12 protein-coding genes are annotated in these 19,480 nt (G+C 70.9%); 6 read left to right on the forward strand and 6 right to left on the reverse strand.

Going from position 1 to position 19,480, the window contains the following annotated elements:
- Positions 1 to 56 precede the first annotated feature (56 nt).
- Complete coding sequence (locus tag OO60_RS02395; RefSeq protein ID WP_004559673.1) at positions 57 to 7,133, reverse strand: SpvB/TcaC N-terminal domain-containing protein; 7,077 nt, start codon at positions 7,131 to 7,133, stop codon at positions 57 to 59.
- A gap of 442 nt (positions 7,134 to 7,575) precedes the next feature.
- Here OO60_RS02395 and OO60_RS02400 point away from each other — a divergent pair, with 442 nt between their 5' ends.
- The gene (locus OO60_RS02400) at positions 7,576 to 8,547 is read left to right on the forward strand and encodes an NAD(P)-dependent alcohol dehydrogenase (protein ID WP_240490867.1); all 972 of its coding nucleotides are present in this window, start codon (positions 7,576 to 7,578) and stop codon (positions 8,545 to 8,547) included.
- A gap of 123 nt (positions 8,548 to 8,670) precedes the next feature.
- Here the strand turns inward: OO60_RS02400 and OO60_RS02405 are convergent, their stop codons facing one another.
- Positions 8,671 to 10,062, reverse strand: a complete 1,392-nt coding sequence (locus OO60_RS02405; protein ID WP_205624261.1) for a KamA family radical SAM protein — start codon at positions 10,060 to 10,062, stop codon at positions 8,671 to 8,673.
- Between the two features lie 119 nt (positions 10,063 to 10,181).
- Between OO60_RS02405 and OO60_RS02410 the strand changes: the two genes are divergently transcribed.
- Genes OO60_RS02410 through OO60_RS02425 form a run of 4 tightly spaced genes read left to right on the forward strand, consistent with a single transcriptional unit; the run spans position 10,182 to position 15,026 of the window.
- On the forward strand, positions 10,182 to 11,777 hold the full coding sequence (locus tag OO60_RS02410; RefSeq protein ID WP_033260708.1) for an amidohydrolase: 1,596 nt from the start codon (positions 10,182 to 10,184) through the stop codon (positions 11,775 to 11,777).
- An 11-nt stretch (positions 11,778 to 11,788) separates the two neighbouring features.
- Entirely contained in the window at positions 11,789 to 13,402 is a 1,614-nt protein-coding gene (gene lnt / locus OO60_RS02415; protein ID WP_003081535.1) for an apolipoprotein N-acyltransferase, read from the forward strand.
- 26 nt (positions 13,403 to 13,428) lie between these two features.
- Positions 13,429 to 14,196 (forward strand): polyprenol monophosphomannose synthase, encoded by a 768-nt coding sequence (locus tag OO60_RS02420; protein WP_003081532.1) that lies wholly within the window; start codon positions 13,429 to 13,431, stop codon positions 14,194 to 14,196.
- 26 nt (positions 14,197 to 14,222) lie between these two features.
- A complete protein-coding gene (locus OO60_RS02425) occupies positions 14,223 to 15,026 on the forward strand; it encodes a PIG-L deacetylase family protein (protein WP_033260910.1) in 804 nt (267 codons plus the stop codon).
- On the opposite strand, the gene OO60_RS02430 is transcribed toward OO60_RS02425, so the two are convergent.
- Positions 14,959 to 15,708 (reverse strand): DeoR/GlpR family DNA-binding transcription regulator, encoded by a 750-nt coding sequence (locus OO60_RS02430; RefSeq protein ID WP_003081525.1) that lies wholly within the window; start codon positions 15,706 to 15,708, stop codon positions 14,959 to 14,961. The genes OO60_RS02425 and OO60_RS02430 overlap by 68 nt on opposite strands.
- Positions 15,709 to 15,756: 48 nt before the next feature.
- On the opposite strand from OO60_RS02430, the gene OO60_RS02435 reads away from it, so the two are divergent.
- Positions 15,757 to 16,365 carry an NUDIX domain-containing protein gene (locus OO60_RS02435; RefSeq protein ID WP_003081523.1) on the forward strand — a complete coding sequence of 203 codons (609 nt, stop codon included), beginning with the start codon at positions 15,757 to 15,759 and terminating at the stop codon, positions 16,363 to 16,365.
- Between the two features lie 196 nt (positions 16,366 to 16,561).
- On the opposite strand, the gene OO60_RS02440 is transcribed toward OO60_RS02435, so the two are convergent.
- The 3 genes from OO60_RS02440 to OO60_RS02450 all read right to left on the reverse strand — a co-directional run bounded on the left by OO60_RS02440 (position 16,562) and on the right by OO60_RS02450 (position 19,309).
- Positions 16,562 to 16,909 carry an RNA polymerase-binding protein RbpA gene (locus OO60_RS02440; RefSeq protein ID WP_003081521.1) on the reverse strand — a complete coding sequence of 116 codons (348 nt, stop codon included), beginning with the start codon at positions 16,907 to 16,909 and terminating at the stop codon, positions 16,562 to 16,564.
- A 225-nt stretch (positions 16,910 to 17,134) separates the two neighbouring features.
- Positions 17,135 to 17,887 carry a thymidine kinase gene (locus OO60_RS02445; RefSeq protein WP_003081510.1) on the reverse strand — a complete coding sequence of 251 codons (753 nt, stop codon included), beginning with the start codon at positions 17,885 to 17,887 and terminating at the stop codon, positions 17,135 to 17,137.
- Between the two features lie 21 nt (positions 17,888 to 17,908).
- Entirely contained in the window at positions 17,909 to 19,309 is a 1,401-nt protein-coding gene (locus tag OO60_RS02450; protein ID WP_033260709.1) for an MFS transporter, read from the reverse strand.
- Positions 19,310 to 19,480 lie beyond the last annotated feature (171 nt).

The following is a 19,480-nucleotide window of genomic DNA, read 5'->3' on the forward strand; positions in this document are numbered from 1 at the left end:
TATTCGCAATCGATCCTCGATGGCCCCGGCAGGCTCTTTCCGGAAAATTGGGCGCGTCAGGCACCTACGGGTGCGAGCACGATCACCACGATGATCAGCAGTACCGTTCCGAACGTGAGCGTGGTTGCGGCCTGTTGCTGTTGCTGCCGAGTCGGCGCGGGCAGCCTGGGCATCTGCCAGCCCGGGGAAGGCGAGGGGGTCACCACAGGCGGCACTTCGCCGTGGGGTGGCGTTTCCTGCGGGTTCGCCCTCCGCTCGGTGGTCTGCTCCGGATTCAGGTCGGGTTTGACCTCAGGCGGCTTCTCCGGCTTCGGCTCGGGGTGCTTCTCTTGTTCCCCGCGCTCGTGTTCCTCCTGCGATTCCCGATCCTTCTTTTCTTGTTCCCTGCGCGCCTTCTCTTCCCTGGCTCGTTGTTCACGTTGCCGCTGACGTTCTTCGCGTTCCTTCTGAACTTTTTCCCGCTCCTCGGCCTCCGGATCGCGCGTCTTCTCTTCGCGTTCCTTCTCGGCCTCCTTTCGATACCGTTCTTTTCGCTCGAGGTTCTCTCGCTGCTTGCGCTCCGTGTCCGTCTCGTTCGTGGGCCTCTTGCCGCGTCGCTTGGCTTCCTCGGCCCGTTCACGCGCGTTCTCTTGTTCGCGCTGCTTCCGGGACATGCCACGCTGATGATCGTGCTTGGTGCTCGGACGAGCGTTCTTCGTGTGCTCCGCGCCTCCAGGGCGTTTCGTCGAATCTTCGCCGCCCATTCCGGATGGGTCCCGAAGCCGGATGGGGTCTCCTCGGACGTAGGCGTACAGGTCGGTCCCGTCGGCCAGCCCCGACGGGTCTGCCGCCGTCCACCGCCCCAGCCACGGCGCGTAGTACCGGGCCCCGTGGTAGTACAACCCCGTCTCCGAGTCCCGCTCCTTACCCGTGTACCGGTACCGCTTCGGCGCCTCAACCGCCGACCGCACCGCCTGATACGCCGTACTCCCGTACGGGTGATACTCCTCGTACGAGATCACCCGGCCGACGCCATCGAGCTCCAGCACCGCCGAGCCGAGGTGGTTGGCGAGCTGATAGCGAGTCAGGCTTTCCGCCCCTTCGTCCCGGCCGAGCGTCCGCGTCTCCACCAGCGCGACACGCTGAGCCCCGTCGAGGAAGTGCAGCGTCTCGCGCTCGAGGCTCACCTCGCCGTCGACGCCGTACTCGCGGTAGACCTCGAACGACCCCAGGTAAATCCGTTCGGCCTTCCGCCGCGGCGTCTCCCCGCCCAGTTCGGTGACCTTGCGGACACGCCGGCCGGTCCCGTCGTACACGTAGTACGTCGTCTCCGGGCTGTCGTCGCCCAGCGCCTGACGGGACGTCGACTGGAGCCGGTCCTGCGGGTCCCAGCGCATCGACGGCAGCTCCGGCATCGCCGTGATGTTGCCCTGCTCGTCGTAGCCGAAGGGCTGTGGCGTCGTACTCTCGCCGCTGGAAGCCGTGTGGCTCAACCGGTTGCCGGACAGCTCGGGTTCGAGCAGGCTCGGCTCGGCGTACGTGTAGTCCCGCGTCCACCCCGAACCGCCCGTGCGGTGCGCCATGCGCAGGATGTTCCCGACGGCGTCGTACACGTACCGCTGGACGTAACGCGCCATCGCCGCGCCGTCGCCCGGGTGGCTCAGGCCGACGCGGGGTGCGTCGGTGGCGTCCGGTGCCGTCTGGCCGAGGTGTTCGCGGCCGGTCGCCGAGACCAGGCGGTACACCGCGTCGTAGGTGTAGGCCGCGCTGGGTTCGACGACCTGGTTGCGGAAGAACACCGTCTGCTGGGCGTCGTCTCGCACGCCGGTGACGTTGCCGGCCGGGTCGAACGTGTAGGTCAGGTCCTGCAGCAGCTCCGCGTGCCGGTGCGTCCGCAGGCCCCGCATGCGGAAGGTCAGCGGGTCGTAGTCGTAGGTGGTCGTCGCGCCGCTGCCGAGTTCGGCGGCGAGCCGTTGTCCTCGCGCGTTGTAGTCGAGGTTCGCGACGAACGTCGTGACGTCGGCGGACCCGCGCAGTTGGGCGTCGAGCCGCTCCAGCAGTGACGCCTCGTTGTAGCGCGGGCGGACCACGCTGCCGTCGGGGGTGGTCACGCTCGTCGGCCGGTTCAGCGCGTCGTACCGCGTGCGCCCGGCGAAGACCTGGTCCTCCAGCCGGACCGGCCCGTTCCAGTCCGGCAGTGCACGGTACCCGGCGGCCAGCTGCCGTCCCGCGTCGACCGGGTTGCCCTTGAAGTCGTACGTGTCGTGCGTGCTGACTCCGGCGTCGTCGAACTGCCGGACGACCTGACCGCGGAGGTTCTTCGCCTCGGCGTCCGGCCGGCCCTCGCCGTATTCGGTGCGCTGGTGCAGCAGCTCGCCGTCGAGGCCCGGCCCGCTCACGTGGGACCGCACGGGCCGCCGCAGCGGGTCGTACTCGGTGCGGAACCGGAAACCGCGGGAGTTCCAGCTGTACCTCGGCTTTCCGAGCACGTCGAGCAGCAGCGGGCCGCCGCCGGTGTCCATTCCGGACCGGTTCAGCCGGTTGCCCAGCATGTCGTACCGGTACCGCATCACGACGCGGCCCAGCGCGTCGCGGACTTCGCGTTCGTTGCCTTCGACGTCAAGCCGGGTGTGCGTCGGGTACCGCTCCTCGACGAGCGAACCGTCACGGACGAACCGGTTGTGCTCCTCGGACCGGAAGGTGCGGCCGAGGGTGTCGAAGGACACGCGGACGGGCGTCGCCGCGTGGACGGCGGCCTGCTCGGCGGCGTGCTGCTCGGCCGGGCCGAGGTCGCCGCCGATCCGGCGGGTGTACCAGGTCGTCCAGCTGCCTAGGCCGGCCAGGTACCGGCCGGTGTACCCGGCCGTTTCCGGGTCTTCACCGGGGTGCAGCAGCACGGTGTCGTTGGCGTCCCAGGTTTCCTCGTGCCACGGATCCAGGCGCGTCTTGGTGTACGTCGAATCCGGGTTCAGGGTGACCACGACCCGGTCCATCGGGTCGTAGAACAACACCGAGCTCACCCCGGCGGCCTTCGCGAACTCGAACCGCGGTGTCGCCGTGAAGAAGGGCTCGAAGGTCCGGACGGGCTTGCCCTTGTTGTTGAAGATCGTCCACCCGCTGCCGACCCAGCGGGTCTCGCCGCCGGGGCCGGGTTCGGCCTGCGCCTTCTGCTGGATGTCCCGGCCGAATCCGTCCGAAAAGGACAGATAATGCCGGACGCGGCTGTGCGCACCGGGCGCCAGGTCGCCGACGTGCGTCTCCCGGGCCAGCGTGGCGGTCGCGCACGGACGACCGGCGCGCCAGAAGGCCAGCTCGTCGTAGACCACGCGGGTGCTCGCGCCCCGTAGGAGGGCAGCCGGATCGGCGAGCGGGTCGCCGAAGTACCGGTCGATCTCGGCCTGGTCCAGGTCGGCCCGGAAGCCGTCGAGCGAGTCGCCCAGCCGTTCGCCGAGCTTGCCCGTCACCGCGGTGCCGCAGACGCGGCCGAGTGCGTCGTGGGCGATCTCGGCGCGGTTGCGGTTGGCGTCGGTGACCAGCCGCGGCCGGAGGACCCGGTAGTCGTTGCCGTTGCCGAGGACCTGTCCGCCGGCGTCGCGGTCGCCGACCGTGGTCACGTTCCCGACGGCGTCCGTGCTGCTCGCCACGAGCAGGGCGTACCGGTCGTAGGTCACGGTCGTGACCCCGCCGAACGGATCGTGGAACCGGTGCGGCAGGAAGAAGTGCCGTCGGGCGAACTCCAGCTCGGCCGGGGGATCGTCGTCGTGCCCCGGCGAATAGCGGACCTGCCCGGAGGGGATCCACCAGTCGCCGTCGATCCGCACGTAGCCGCTGTCCGCCAGCGTCTTGGTGTCGACGCGGTCGCCGTACAACTCGGTGACGAGCCCCGGGGTGAACGCCTGCCGGTAGCCCTGGAACGGCAGCGCCAGCGTCTCGAGCGAGCCCGGCGGCAGCGGGCCGGTCAGGTCGTCGCGCCGGAACAGGGTCCGGCTGCGCTCGATCAGCCGCCGGGCGGCGGAACCGGGGTCCCGGTCGTCCTCGTAAGGCAGGTCGACGGCGACCGCGCCCAGTCCGGCTCGCAGCTCGTCGAAGGAGAACAGGACCCCGGCGGGCGCTACCCCGAGCACCTCGAACGTCCGGGTTTCGCAGCGCAGCGGGACGCGGTGGTCGTCAGGGCCGTCGACCGGGTTGGTGAAGTCGTTCTCGGTGACGACCACGTGCAACCGGCGCTGCTCTGCCAGGCCGGCCGTTCCCGGCTCGCGACGGCCGTAGGCGACGGCGGCCGAGCGCAGGACGTTGCCGAAGGCGTCGACGTCGAGCACCAGCTCATGCCCGACGCGCGGGTCGGGGCCGCGTTCGTAGTGCGCGGTCAGGGTTTCCCGCGGCGTGGTGTGGAAGACCGCGTGCCGCATGTCTTCGCGGTCGGCTCTCCGCTGCCGGGCGTGCTGCAGCAGCTCGACGGTGTAGTTGTGTTCGGTGACCAGGTAAGGCGTGGTTTCCCGGTCGCTGCCGTCGAGGGCGTAGACCTCTTGGCGCAGGGGCATGCCCTTGAGCGCCCGGTGGGCTTGGCGCTCCTCGTCGGCGGTGAGGCCGGGCGGGACCACCGAGCCGGGCAGTGTGAGGCCGCCGTCGAAGTATTCGTGGGCGAACTGGCGGGACACGCGCTGTGCGTCGAGGAACGCCCCGGTGTGGAACCAGGTCCGGGTGAGCACCGGCGGCACGTCCGATTCCCGGCTGTGGTTCGCCGCGTCCGGCCGCAGGTCGCCGTCCTCCAGCGTCGTGAGCAGTTCGGTGTCCCACTGCTCGACCATGCCGAACCCGCGAAACTCCCGTTCCACGCCGTCGAAGTACCCGTGGTGGTAGGCGTACACGGTGGTGAACCGGTTGCGGCCCACGAGGTCGACGGTCTCGACGCGGTCGACGACCTGGACCGGGAACGGCAGGCGCGTGACCCACGGCCGCCCGGCCGCCTGGTCCGCCGCGGAGAACCGGGTCGACGGCGCGTACGACACGCGCGTCTCCGCGCCCAGGTTGTTCCGGGCGGCAACCAGCAGGTGCGGTTTGCCGCCGCTCATCAGGTTCAGGTACCGCAGCGGCTGTCCGGCGTCGCCGGGCAGCGGGGAGGACCAGACGAGGCACGCCGTGCCGGTGCCGAGCAGGTCCACCGCGCTGACCTGCGCCGCGCTGTCGGCCCGGGGGAACGGGACGCCGAGGTCGTGGGCCGCGGCCCAGCTGTTGCCCGACTGGTTGCGGTACAGCCGCGTGCCGCGCGGGTGCAGGTAGAGGAGGTCCGTGGTGCCCGAGCCGTCGACGTCGGCGAGCCGCAGCCGCGCCGGGTCGAACTGCGCCGGGTCGTCCAGCCAGGGTGCGTGGTCCATCGCCACCTTGGCGCCGAACCGGCCGTGGCCGAGGTTGGGCCAGTAGCAGGCCTCGCCGTTGCGGATGCGGACCAGGTCGGTCAGCCCGTCACCGGACATGTCCGCGAGGTGGACCGACTGGCTCTCCTCGGCGAAGACGAGCCGCGGCCCGCGTTCCTCGTCACCGGTGAGGAACGTCCGCCCGCCCAGGTCGAACCCGTTCTCCCCGAGCGAGCGGTACCAGGTGAACATCCAGTCGCCGGTGAGCAGGACGTCGGCGTGCCCGTCCCCGTCGAGGTCGACGAACCGCAGGTTGGCGTCGGTCCAGTCGAGGTCTGGGCGTGCGGCGAAGGAGCGGAACGGCCCCCAGCCGTGGTCGCCGGTGCGTTCGGAGAAGCCCGGCGTGCGGCCGCCGAACTCGGCGAAGTCGAGGCTGCCGTCGCCGGAGAGGTCGAGCAGCTGGCCGCGTCCGCCGGCGAGGGCCGCCTGGGACGGCCGCCGTGTCGTCTGCACCGGGCCGAACCGGCCGTTGCCGAGGTTCGGCTTGTAGAACCAGGCACCGGCCTGCTCGCTCAGCACGCCGGACCGGCCGTCCCCGTCGAGGTCGACCCAGCGGTAGGCCGGTTCGCCCAGGCCGACCGGCAGGTTGGCCAGCGCGTCGTGGTCGAGCGCGTGGACGCGGGTGTCGATCGTCGCTTCGCGGTATTCGAGCTCCAGCGGCGGCAACGACCGCTTGACCCAGCCGTCGGCCGAACGCCGGAACCCGTGGCGGACGACCGAGGCCAGCGCCGACAGCACCCGTTCACCCCGCACGGCGTCACCGCGGTACCGCAGCTCGGTCGCGCGCACCAGGCAGTCGCGCCCGACGCCCGGTTCGCCGGGGAAGTGGTGGAACATCAGGACCCGGCGGCAGAGTCGGTATTCGCGGACTTCGAACCCGGCGCGGTAGGTGGAGAAGGGGTCGAGCCGGCACCGCCACGGCTGGTCCTCGGCGGGCGTCGGGGTGTCGGTGTCGTGCTCGCCGTAGTCGAACACGACCTCGAAGTGCCAATCCGGCCCTTCGCCGGGCGCGTCGTTGCCGTACTTGATCCGTTTCAGGTGCCGCTGCGCGGTGCGGTCGGCATCTTCCCGGTTGCGTTCGTGGCTCGCCAGGACATCGACTCCGGCGACGTCCTCGGCTTTGTATTCGTAGCGGACTTCGTTGCCGACGGCGTCCCGGCTTTCGCAGACGAGCCAGCTGAACACCCGCCGCGGGTCACGCGGGTCCGCGATGCGGCTTTCCGCGGTGCGGCCGTAGCACGTGGTGACGTCGTCCTTGCTGATCGAGCGCCAGTGCGTTTCACCGGTGTCCACCGCGGTCCAGCGCTCGATCCTGGCGAACAGCCCTTCGATTCGCGGGCGGTACCGCCGCACGGTGAAGCCGCGGCCGTCCTGCTCCCGGTGTCGTGTTTCCGGAACGCCGTGCGCGTTCAGTTCCGGGACGAGGTCTTCCGCGCCGGAAAGGAGAAACGTGTCCTCCGCGGCGCTTGTGGAATCATCACGGTAGGCAGGCAGTCCTTTTTCGGTCTTCCGGGTGACGGACGGAAGCCCGAGGTGCCAGCCGAGCCCGAACGGCCCGTTCCCGGCTCCGGAGTCGTAGGCGAGTTCGAGCGCGGGGCCGAACCCGTTCCGCCCGGGGCTGGGTTCGAGCGGCACGGTCAGCGAACCGGTGCCGGTGGCCGGGTTGGCGCCGAACTTTTCCCCGATTCCCCGGACCGCACCGCCACCCTTCGGCACGGAAATCACCGGCACTTCGGGCATCGGCGCGGTTGCTGGGCCGCCGGGACCCGTCGGCGTGGCTGCCGAAAGAGCCGAGCCGCGACCCGGCGGTGCGGTCGCCGGGGATTCCTCCGCCACGTCGCCTCACCTCCCCAGGAGATACGATCTTTCGGCAGAATACGTGCTTCTCCGGAAATGATGGTCGTTCGATCATGGGGCGGTCACCGCCGAATGTGTGAACGGCCGGGAAGCTGTTTTAGCCCGAAAGTGCAGAACGGTGTTCACCACCGTCGGGCAACCTCACGTCAGACAGTTTCCGCAATGTTGTTTACTTGCGGAACCACAAACGCCCTGAATGCCTTCCGCCACAGGCCGGCCAGCTGGTGTCCACCGCGGCGAAGTGCTGCCTGGATCACTCTTGCCTGCACCTTACAGTGTATGGTTACCTTACGCGGTAAGGTGCAGCAGGGGTGAAGGGTGTCGGATGAAGGCTGCGGTGCACACCAGGTACGGCCCGCCGGAGGTCGTTCGGATCCGCGAGGTCGCCAGGCCGGCGGTCGGGGACCAGGACGTGCTCGTCCGGGTACACGCCACGACGGTGAACCGGACCGACTGCGCCTACCGGGCGGCCAGGCCCTTCTTCATGCGACTGCTCACCGGCATCGCCCGGCCTCGCCGGACGATCATGGGAACCGAGTTCGCCGGGGAGGTCGAGGCGGTCGGCTGTGGTGTCACGTCCTTCTCGCTCGGCGACCGGGTGTTCGGGTACAACGAGGGCGCGTTCGGCGCGCACGCCGAATACCTGTCGGTGCCGGAGGACGGGTCGATCGCGACCATGCCGGCGGACATGACCTTCGAGCAGGCCGCTCCCGGCACCGAGGGGGCGCACTACGCGCTCGCGGCCATCAGGCACGCGGGGATCCGGGCCGGACAGGACGGCCTCGTCTACGGCGCGACCGGCGGGATCGGCTCGGCGGCCGTGCAGTTGCTGAAGAGCCTCGACGTCACCGTGACCGCGGTGTGCGCCACGGAGAGCCTGGCGCTGGTGAAAGACCTGGGCGCGGATCGGGTCGTCGACTACACGGCCGGGGACTTCGCCGAGGACGAGCAGACCTACGACGCGGTGTTCGACGCGGTGGGCAAGAGCACGTTCGGCCGCTGCAGACGACTGCTCAAACCCGGTGGGGTGTACCTGTCCTCGGAGCTGGGGCCCTGGGCGCAGAACCCCGTGTTGGCACTGATCACCCCGCTGCTGGGCGGCAGGAAGGTGAAGTTCGCGTTCCCGCGGGACGACCAGGCCGTCGTTCGCCACCTGCGAGCGTTGATCGAGTCCGGGGACTTCACGCCGCTCATCGACCGCCGGTATGCACTGGACCGGATCGTCGAGGCCTACCGGTATGTGGAGACCGGACAGAAAATCGGCAATGTCGTGATCACCGTCGCACACGCGGACTGACCGATGAGCGGGGAATGGTGCTCCTGGACACATCCACGCTGGTCAGGCGTGCGGTCCGGGTTTGCGGAGTACACCGCGAACCCGGACCGCACGGGTGCCTGTAGGGATCAGGTGGCTACCTGATCACGGCCGGGGCTGGGTGCTCCACCAGGTCTGGCCGGCTTCCGGCAGCGTCGAGATCGGGTCGTAGTACGGGTAGCGCCGCTGCAGCGCCTCCGGGTCCTCTAGTTCGATCCCGGTCCGGTAGTTCTTGGTCCAGTAGGAAATCCCCAGCTCCCGGTCGTACTCGGCGAGCTGGTGCACCCAGCGCTTGCCGACGTAGGGCACGTCGCACACGATCCGCGGCGTCGCGTACCCGGGCAGGTACCCCATGATCGCGTGCTGCAGCTCCTGGGCCTCCCACACCGACACCCGCCAGTGCTCGGCATTCGGGATCATGTCGCACATGTAGAAGTAGTACGGCAGGATGTTCGCTTCCCCTTGCAGCGCAAAGCACAGGTCCAGCAGCGCCGCCGGGGTGGCGTTGACCCCGCGCATCAGCACGCCCTGGTTGCGCACGTCCCGGACCCCGACGTTCAACGCCGTCTGCGCCGCCTCGGCCACCAGCGGCGTCACCGACTGGGCGTGGTTGACGTGCGTGTGGATCGCCAGGTTCACGCCACGACGCTGCGCGGTCACCGCCACGCGCTCCAGGCCCTCGACCACCTTCGGCTGGATCCAGTGCTGCGGCAGCGCGGCCAGTGCCTTCGTCGCCAGGCGGATGTCGCGGACGGTGTCGATGTCCATCAGGCGCATCAGGAACGACTCCAGCTGCGGCCACGGCACGTTGGCCACGTCGCCGCCGGAGACCACCACGTCGCGGACGCCCGGGGTCTTCTTCAGGTACGCGATCATCGCGTCCTGGCGGTCGACCGGCTTGAGGGTCAGCTTGTGCTTCTCGACCGTCTCCGTAGAATTGCCGACCAGGTCCATGCGGGTGCAGTGGCCGCAGTACTGGGGGCAGGTCGAGATCATCTCGGCCAGCACCTTCGTCGGGTAGCGGTGGGTCAGGCCCTCCACCACCCACATCTCGGCCTCGTGCAGGGAGTCGCGCTCGGAGTGCGGGTGGCTCGGCCAGGTGGCGTCGCGGTCGCTCTTCACCGGGAGCATGTAGCGGCGGATCGGGTCGGCGTAGAACGCCTCGGTGACCTTGGCCGGGTCGGTGCCGGCCGTCGGGGCCATCGTGTTGAGCATCTGCGGGGGCAGCAGCATCGACATCGTCGCCAGTTCGCGCTGGTCGGCGAGCAAGTCGTCGTAGAAGCGCTCCTCGAGCAGGTCGCCCATCAGGGCGCGCAGCTGCTTGACGTTGCGGATGCAGTGCACCCGCTGCCACTGCGCGTCGCGCCACTCGGCTTCGGTGACGTCGTGCCAGCCGGGGAAACGGCGCCAGTCGGGTTCCACCAGCTCGGCGCGGGCGTACTCGTAGGGCTGGTCGAAGGCGGCGGCAGGCGTCACAGGTTCCTGGATCGCAGTCACTTGTACTCCTAGTCGTCGGGAACGCGTTAAAATATCCTGTCATAACGTTCTCACGGAGTAAATCTTCCTGCCTGCTGGGTCGCCGTCCCCCACGTGGCCGAAGGGGGCAGACTCAAGGTGTGACGGACGAACACACCACGCTCCTGCTCGGCGGGCGCATCTACACCCCCGCCGGCCCCGACGCGACGGCGATGGCGGTCACCGGCGGCACCGTGGTCTGGGTCGGCCAGGACGCCCCGGCCCGCGCCCTGCACCCCGGCGCCGAAGAGATCGACCTCGACGGCGCGTTCGTCGCCCCCGCGTTCGTCGACGCCCACGTCCACGCCACCGCCACCGGCCTGCACCTGACCGGCCTCGACCTCACCGGCGTCCGCGACCGCGCCACGCTGCTGGCCCGCGTCCGCACCGCCGCCGTTCCCGGCCAGGTCCTGCTCGCCCACGGCTGGGACGAGACCACCTGGACCGACCCGCGCCTGCCCAGCCGCGCCGAACTCGACGACGCCGCTTCCGGCGCGCCCGTCTACCTCAGCCGCGTCGACGTGCACTCCGCGCTGGTCTCCACCGCACTGGTCGAGCTGGCCCCGGCCGCCCGCGGCGCCGACGGGTGGTCGCCCGACGGCCCGCTGACCCGCGCCGCCCACCACGCCGTCCGCGCGGCCGTGCGCGCCGCGATCACCCCGCAGCAGCGCGAACGCGCCCAGCGGGCCTTCCTCGCCGAGGCCGCGAAGCAGGGCATCGTCAGCGTCCACGAATGCGCCGGCCCCGACATCTCCGGCCGCGACGACCTCGCCGCCCTGCTCGCCCTGGCCGGGCCGCAGGCCCCCGAGGTCGTCGGTTACTGGGGCGAGCTCGGCGCCGTCGGAACCGCTCGCGAACTGGGCACCCGCGGCCTGGCCGGCGACCTGTTCGTCGACGGCGCCCTCGGCTCCCGCACCGCCGCGCTGAGCGAGCCCTACGCCGACCACCCGGGCCGGGGGACGCGCTACCTCGACGCCCACCGCATCGCCGAACACCTCACCACCTGCACCGAAGCCGGGCTGCAGGCCGGCTTCCACGTCATCGGCGACGCCGCCGTCGCCGAAGTGATCGAAGGCTTCCGGCTCGCCGAGAAGGAAGTCGGGCAGCGCGCCCTCGCGGCCCGCCACCACCGCCTCGAACACCTCGAGATGGTCACCGCCGAACAGGCCAGGCAGCTGGCCGGCTGGGGCGCGGTCGCCTCCTCCCAGCCCCTGTTCGACGCGCTGTGGGGCGGCCGCGAAGGCATGTACGCCGAACGCCTCGGCGCGGACCGCGCGGCCGGCCTCAACCCCTTCGCCACGCTCGCCGCCGAAGGCGTCCTGCTCGCCTTCGGCTCCGACGCGCCGGTGACACCGCTGGACCCGTGGGCGAGCGTCCGCGCCGCGGCCTACCACCGCACCCCGGGCGCCGGCCTGTCGCCGCGGGCGGCCTTCACCGCCCACACCCGCGCCGGGCACCGCGCCGCCGGGGTCAACGACGGCGTCACCGGCAGCCTCGTCCCGGGCGCACCGGCGCACTACGCGATCTGGGACGCCACCGACCTGGTCGTGGCCACCCCCGACAGCCGCGTGCAACGCTGGTCCACCGATCCGCGGGCCGGCGTCCCGCCGCTGCCGCGGCTCGAACCGGACGCCACCCTCCCGCGCTGCCTGCGCACGGTCCGCGCAGGTGCCGTCCTCCACGACGCCATCACCTAGAGTTCTCGGTTGTGGCAGTCACCGTGGCCGAGCCCGAGCCGGGCACCCCGCACCAGTCCGCCCGCACGCGGCGGTTCCCCCGTGCCTGGCTGCTGCGCACCCTCGCGGCGCTGGGGTCCGGCTTCGCCTACTACCTCAGCTTCGCGCCGCGCCCGCTGTGGTGGCTCGCGCCGCTGGCGTTCGCCGGGCTCGCGCTCGTGCTGCGCGGACGCCGGTTCCGGGCTGGCTTCGGCTACGGCTTCGCGTTCGGCCTGACGTTCTTCCTCCCGCTGCTGACCTGGCTGCTGGACTTCCTGGGCCCCGACTTCGGCCCGTGGCCGTGGCTGGGCCTGTCGTTCGCGCTGGCGCTCTACCACGGCCTGGCGGGCGGCCTGATCACGCTGGTGTCCCGCCTGCCCGCCGCGCCGCTGTGGGCGGCGCTGGTGTTCGTCGCGCTGGAAACGCCGCGGGCCTGGTTCCCGTTCGGCGGGTTCCCGTGGGGGCGGGTCGCGTTCAGCCAGCCCGAAGGCGCGTTCCTGCCGCTCGCCTCGATCGGCGGCGCCCCGCTGGTCGGCCTCGCGGTCGTCGCCACCGGCTTCGGCCTGGCCGCGCTCGCCGCCCGGCTGCGGCAGGCCCGCAAGGCCACCCGGCCGGTGGTCTTCGCCGCCCTCGGCACGCTGCTGCCCGTCGTCGCCGGTCTCGCGCTGTGGCCGTCGATCGGCACCGGCGCGCAGGACGGCGAGCGCACCGTCGCGACCGTCCAGGGCAACGCCCCCGACATCGGCCTGGCCCTGCAGGGGGAGCGGACGCTGCTGCGCCGCAACACCCTCGCCGAGAGCGAACGGCTGCTGGCGGCGATCCAGGCCGGGAAGGTGCCCAAGCCGGACCTGGTGGTGTGGCCGGAGAGCGCGACCACGGTCACCGGCCCGGACCCGCAGGTCGACCGGCTCGTCACGAACTTCGGCGTCCCCGCGCTGATCGGGGCGCTCTACGCCCTGCCGGACGGGCACCTCCAGAACTCCGTCATCACCTGGGACCCGCGCACCGGGCCCGGCCCGCGCTACGCCAAGCAGCAGCTGGTGCCCTTCGGCGAGTACGTCCCGGCCCGCAAGGTCGCCGAGCTCGTCACCCCGTTCCTCGACTCCGAGACCGTGGACATGGTCCCCGGCGACGGGACGAACCAGGCCATGGCCGCCGCGGGCACGAAGATCGGCGTGTTCGTCTGCTACGAAGCGGCCTTCGACTACCCGGCCCGCGACGCGGTGCGCGACGGCGCCGAACTGCTCGTCGTCCCCACCAACAACGCCTGGTACGGCCGCAGCGAGATGAGCTACCAGCAGCTGGCCATGTCGCGGCTGCGGGCGGTCGAGCACGGCCGCGCGGTCGTGGTGTCCGCGGTCTCCGGGGTGAGCGCGATCGTCGCACCCGACGGGACCGTGACCAGCTCAACGGGCCTTTTCACGGCGGATTCCCTGGTCGGGCGCGTCCCGCTGCGGACGCAGACTACGCTGTCGGATCAACTAGGTGCGTGGACGGAGTACGGGCTGCTGGCTCTGGCGATCGCCGGGGTGGCCGGTGGGCTCGTACTCCGTTTTCGCACCCGGCGCGGCAGCGCCGGCACGGCAGCAGGGGAAGCGGCGGACTGACCGCCGCGGATATCGGAGGAGCACGGATGTCGCAGGCGCCGCGGGGGGCCCGGGAAATCGAGCCGGTGCTGGTGGTGATCCCGACCTACAACGAGCGGGAGAACCTCGGCCCGATCCTGGACCGCCTGCACAAGGCACTCCCGGACGTGCACGTGCTCGTGGTGGACGACGGCAGCCCGGACGGCACCGGCGAGCTCGCCGACGAGCGCGCGGCGGCGAACGACCACGTCCACGTGCTGCACCGCACCGAGAAGGCCGGCCTGGGCGCGGCCTACATCGCCGGCTTCCGCTGGGGACTGGCGCGGGAGTACAACACGATCGTCGAGATGGACGCCGACGGCTCGCACGCCCCGGAGGACCTGCCGCGGCTGCTGGACGCGGTCGGCGACGCCGACCTGGCGATCGGCTCGCGGTACGTGCCGGGCGGCGCGGTGGTGAACTGGCCGGTCAAGCGCCAGGTCCTCTCCCGCGGCGCGAACCTCTACTCGCAGCTCGCGCTCGGCATGCGGGTGCGCGACATCACCGCCGGGTTCCGCGCCTACCGCCGTCCGGTGCTGGAGAAGCTGGCCCTGGACGAGGTCAACTCCCACGGCTACTGCTTCCAGATCGACCTGACGATCCGCACCGACGAGGCCGGGTTCGAGATCGTCGAGGTCCCGATCACGTTCACCGAGCGCGAGATCGGCGAGTCGAAGATGAACGGCTCGATCATCCAGGAGGCGTTCCTGCGGGTGGCGAAGTGGGGCCTCGGGCGCCGCTGGCACCAGCTGCGCCGGCTGGTCAAGCGCGCCTGAGCCGTTCCGGGTCGTTCTGGGCCATGATGGGGCCGGTGACGACCATCGTGGCCTTCCACGCCCACCCCGACGACCCGGTCCTGCTCAGCGGCGGCACCCTGGCCCGCGCGGCGGCCGACGGGCACCGGGTGGTGGTCGTGGTGGCCACCGACGGCATGGCCGCCGAGCACCCGACGCCGCGCTGGGCCGAGCTGGAGGCCGCGGCGGCCATCCTCGGCGTCCGGCGGGTCGTGCACCTGGGGTACGCCGACAGCGGCCACGGTCCCGTGCTGTACGCGGATCCGCCGGGCCGGGTCCGTTTCGCGCGCGCGGACACCGAGGAGGCTGCGCACCGGCTCGCGGCGCTGCTGCACGAGGAGCGCGCCGATCTGCTGCTCGGTTACGACGGCAACGGCGGCTACGGGCACCGCGACCACGTGAAGGTGCATGAAGTGGCCCGGCGGGCGGCCCGGCTGACCGGGACGCGGCTGCTGGAGGCCACCCTGCCGCGCGAGTTCGCGCTGCGGTTCGTGCGGGTGGTGCGGGCGCTGCGGATCCCGTTCGACTACGACGTCGAGGCCCTGGAGCGGGCCTACAGCCCGGCCTCGGCGGTCACCCACCGGTTCGACGTGCGGCGCTTCTCCGGGCGCAAGCAGGCGGCGCTGGCTGCGCACGTGTCCGACGTCCGCGGCACCGGGCGGCTCTCGGCGGTGCTGCGGCTGCTCGTGTGGCTGCCGGCGCCGCTTTTCGGGCTGGTGGCGGGCCGTGAGTGGTACACCGAGGTCACGCCCTCAGGATCGCCACACCGCCCTCTGCAAGTTTCTGCACGTTCTGGTCGTCGGCGTCGGTGATCACGCCGGCGACGTCGGCGAAGGGCAGCACGGTGAACCGCGAAGCCGTGCCGAGCTTTTCGGCGCTGGCCAGCACGTAGGTGTCGGCCGCGCGCCGGGCCAGCGCGCGTTTCATGGCGGCTTCGTCGGCGTCGCCGGTGGTGAGCCCGGCCTCGGGGTGGACCCCGGTGACACCGAGCAGGAAGACGTCGGCGCTGATCGACTGGGCGGCCTCGGCCGCGGCGGCGCCGCAGGTCACGGCGGAGTGCCGGAACAGCCGCCCGCCGAGCAGGAAGACCTCGATGCCGTGGTGGCCGAGCAGGGCGACCGCGACGGTCGGGCTGTGGGTGACGACGGTGGCTTCGAGGTCTTTGGGCAGGGCGTTCGCGACGGCGAGGGTGGTGGTGCCGCCGTCGAGGATGACCGTGGAGCCGGGCCGGACCAGCGCGGCAGCGACCGCGGCGACCCGGTCCTTGCCGTCGACGGCGATGGCCGTCCGGCTCGCGTAGTCGGCGAGCGCGGGGGAGACGGGCAGGGCGCCGCCGTAGACGCGCTGGCAGAGCCCGGCGGCTGCGAGGTCGCGCAGGTCGCGGCGGATGCTGTCTTCGGACACCCCCAACTCGGCCGCGACGTCTTTGGCCAGCACCTTGCCGTCGGCGGCGAGCCGGGCGAGCAGCAGTTCACGGCGTTCCGCGACCAGCATGCACGATCCTCCTTGTTTCTTCCGAGTCGTGCACATTATGGTCGCGGTATGACCTCTTCGACAAGCCCGTCCCGCAACCCGCGGGTCCGGGTCACCGACGTCGAGCTGCTGTCGTCGGCCTGGTACGTGCTGCGCCGCACGACGTTCGACTACCAGCACGCCGACGGCCACTGGACGACCGAGCAGCGCGAGACCTACGACCGCGGCAACGGCGCGACGGTGCTGCTCTACGACGCGGACGGCGGCACGGTCCTGCTGACCCGCCAGTTCCGCTACCCGGTCTACGTCAACGACCACCCGGACGGCATGTTCATCGAGACCGCGGCCGGCCTGCTGGACGCCGACGACCCGGAAACGGCGATCCGCCGCGAGGCGGAGGAGGAAACCGGCGTCCGCATCGGCTCGCTGGAGCACGTGTTCGACGTCTACACGAGCCCGGGCTCGGTCACCGAGCGCCTGCACTGCTACGCGGCCCCCTACGACCCGGCCGACCGCGGTACGGGCGGCGGCCTGGCGGAGGAGGGCGAGGACATCGAGGTCCTGGAGCTCCCGTTCCCGAAGGCCCTGGAAATGATCGGCACCGGCGAGATCGCGGACGCGAAAACGATCATGCTCCTGCAGTGGGCGGCCCTGCACGGCCCCTTCCGCCCGAGCTAGAACCGGCCGCCGAACGTCGCGAATGACTCATTCGGGACACCGGACGTCCCGAATGAGTCATTCGCGACGTTCGGGGCGGGGGGTTGGAGGGGCTGGGGGGCCTGGGGCTGGGTAGGCGAAAGGCCCCCGCGGGGGGAGGTCGCGGGGGCCTTTCCGTTGTGGTGGGAGCTGGGCTACGGGGCCGAGTTCCGCTGGGTCACGCCGACCGGGAGGTGCGGCGGCCCTTCAGCTCGGCGAGACGTTCGTTGAGCAGGTCCTCGAGCTCGGGGATCGTGCGCCGCTCGAGCAGCATGTCCCAGTGGGTGCGCGGCGGCTTGACCTTCTTCTGCTCGGGCTGCCCGCCATCGACGATCTCCGATTCGCTGCCGTGCAGGCGGCACTCCCAGACCGTCGGGATCTCGGCGTCGTCGGAGAACGGCACCTCGAACTCGTGGTTCTTCGGGCAGGCGTAGCGCACGGTGCGGCGTGGGGCGAGGTCGTGGTTGCGGTCGGTCTCGTAGCTGACCGCTCCCAGCCGGCTTCCACGAAGAACACGGTCGGCCATGATGGGTCCTTTCAGTCAGCTCCGGGGTGGAGCCAGGGTGATGCTCACCCTATGCAACGACCCAGGCCCCGGGAGGATTCCCGGGACACCATGTCGTTGCTCACGATGAGCTGCGTCACCCACCGGGATCAGCTTCCTCTAGTAGGAGGCGTTTCGCGCTCCGGCGTGACGTCAATACGGCCTTCTTAGTGCTGATATCCCCCGGATGGGCTACTAGCGTCTCGCTCAGGTCAACCGTAACTGACCGTGATGGGCGGTAACCGCGCCCAAGTCACCCGATCGAAAGTGGCGCCGACACAATACCTGATAACGCACGGTAGCGAATTCGGCCTCGAAACGTGCTGAAGCTGAAGTTTCAACTACGGATTGTTCGGTATCTGCCACCACGACGGTATCGCCTTCGCGCACGACCTCCCCGTCGACCACCCGCGCGTTGAACCGCCCGGGCAGCCCGCACCAGCACAGCACCTCCACCTGAACCGGCTGCAGCTCGTCCGCCAGTTCGAACAGACGAGCGGCCCCCGGGAACAACCGGCTCCGGAAGTCCGTCGCGATCCCGAAGCAGTACACGTCGATCTCGACCTCGTCGGCCAGCTCCGCCAGCTGGTCGACCTGCCCGGGGGAGAGGAACTGCGCCTCGTCCACCACCACGTAGTCCACGTGCTGCCCCCGCGCCCACTCCTGCCGCACCAGGTCACGCACGTCGGTGTCCTCGCCGACCTCCACCGCCTGCCGGGTCAGCCCGATCCGGCTGGAGATCTGCGGCGCACCCGACCGGTCGTGGCGGACCAGCACCAGCCCCCGCCGGCCCTGCCGAGCGTGGTTGTGGTCGATCTGCAGCGCCAGGGTCGACTTCCCGCAGTCCATCGGCCCGTAGCAGAACTTCAGCCTGCCCACCGGGGGCGTCCCGCGGCGCGAACCGGCCGCCGGGACCGACGACAGGGCGTCCGTGGGATCTGGGTCGTTGAGCAAGGTCACGACGCCCGACCCTATCGGTGCCTACAGAACCTCCGGCGGACGGTTGCCCGCCGCCACGATCGCCCGCCGCACCGGCACCAGCGCGACCAGCACCAGCCCCGCCGCGAAGAACACCACCAGCGCCACGATGGCCGACCGGAACGACCCCGTCGCCTGCCCCACCCCGGCGAACACCAGCGGCCCCAGCCACGACGTCCCGCGCTCACCCACGACGTAGAGCGAGTAGTACTGCGCGTCCTTGCCCGCCGGGATCATCTGGCTGAACAGCGACCGCGACAACGCGTTCGTCCCGCCCAGCACCAGCCCGATCCCCACCGCCACCGCCAGGAACTGCAGCATCTGCTTCGGCTGCACGAAGTACGCCCCGGCCAGCACCACGACCCACAGCACCAGGCTGCCCAGGATCGTCCGCTTCGCCCCGATCCGCCGCGCCACCAGCCCGTGCAGCGTCCCACCCAGGTACGCCACGAACTGGATCACCAGGATCGTGACGATCAGCACCTCGTTGCCGAACCCCAGCTCGTCCTTGCCGTACTGCGCCGACACCGTCACCACCGTGTTGATCCCGTCGGTGAAGACCAGGTAGCTGCCCAGGAACGCCAGCGTCAACGGGTACGCCTTCGCCGCCACCAGCGTCTGCCGCAACTCCGCGAAGCCCGCACGCAGCACCGAACGCCCCGGCGCGACGTCGACCGGCGTGTGCCGGCGGGGGAGCGCCCGCACCGCAGGCACGGTGAACGCCGCCCACCACAACCCCGAGGTCAGGAAGCAGATCTGCACCGCCATGCCCTTGCTCACACCGAACGCGTCGTGCCCGAGGTAGAACCCCAGCTGCAACGCCAGCGCCAGCCCGCCACCCAGGTACCCGAACGCCCAGCCCTTCGCCGAGATGTCGTCCCGCTCGTCCGGCCCGCCGATGTCGACCAGGAACGAGTAGTAGACGACCAGCGAACCCCCGTAACCGATGTTCGCCACGACGAACAGCACCACACCCAGCTGCCAGTCCGAACCGGCCAGGAAGAACATCGCCGCCGCCGCGGCCGCGCCCAGGAACGCGAACCCGCCCAGGATCCGCCGCTTGTTGTGGCTGCGGTCGGCCACCGCACCGGCGATCGGCAGCACCAGCACCTGCACCACCGTCGCCACCGACAGCAGGTACCCCCACACCGAACCGGCCGGGAAGTGCAGCCCGAACAACGTCACGTCGCAGTGCTGCAGCGTGTCCGCCGCCCCCGCCGCGTCCACGCACGGACGATCCCCGTTAAGGGTGAAGTTCGTCTTGGCGTCCTCCGCCGCGATCGAGCTCATCGACAGCGCGCCGAACACCGTCGTCGACGACGAATAGAACGGCGAATTCGCCCAGTCGTAGAAATACCAGCCCCAGCGCTCGCGCTTGGTCGAGCGCGTCCCGGCCAGCGTCATCCACGGCTCCTTCACCTCGAGAACGTCCAGGTCAGCGCGGAGACTACGGGCCACGCCGCACCCCGGTCACCGCACCGCCCAAACCGTGTCCGGTTCGTCGCCCGGTGATCATCCGGCGCCCCCGCGGCCGGCCACCACCGCGTGTCGCTGACAAATGTGAACGGTGTTCCA

Origin of the sequence: Amycolatopsis vancoresmycina (assembly GCF_000716785.1) — a bacterium.
Taxonomy (GTDB): domain Bacteria; phylum Actinomycetota; class Actinomycetes; order Mycobacteriales; family Pseudonocardiaceae; genus Amycolatopsis; species Amycolatopsis vancoresmycina.

Excerpts from the sequence above, each read along its gene's own strand:
- OO60_RS02395 (WP_004559673.1), bottom strand. The coding sequence starts at position 7,133 with ATGCCCGAAGTGCCGGTGATTTCCGTGCCGAAGGGTGGCGGTGCGGTC.
- OO60_RS02400 (WP_240490867.1), top strand. The coding sequence starts at position 7,576 with ATGAAGGCTGCGGTGCACACCAGGTACGGCCCGCCGGAGGTCGTTCGG.
- OO60_RS02420 (WP_003081532.1), top strand. The coding sequence starts at position 13,429 with ATGTCGCAGGCGCCGCGGGGGGCCCGGGAAATCGAGCCGGTGCTGGTG.
- OO60_RS02425 (WP_033260910.1), top strand. The coding sequence starts at position 14,223 with ATGGGGCCGGTGACGACCATCGTGGCCTTCCACGCCCACCCCGACGAC.
- OO60_RS02430 (WP_003081525.1), bottom strand. The coding sequence starts at position 15,708 with ATGCTGGTCGCGGAACGCCGTGAACTGCTGCTCGCCCGGCTCGCCGCC.
- OO60_RS02435 (WP_003081523.1), top strand. The coding sequence starts at position 15,757 with ATGACCTCTTCGACAAGCCCGTCCCGCAACCCGCGGGTCCGGGTCACC.
- OO60_RS02440 (WP_003081521.1), bottom strand. The coding sequence starts at position 16,909 with ATGGCCGACCGTGTTCTTCGTGGAAGCCGGCTGGGAGCGGTCAGCTAC.
- OO60_RS02450 (WP_033260709.1), bottom strand. The coding sequence starts at position 19,309 with ATGACGCTGGCCGGGACGCGCTCGACCAAGCGCGAGCGCTGGGGCTGG.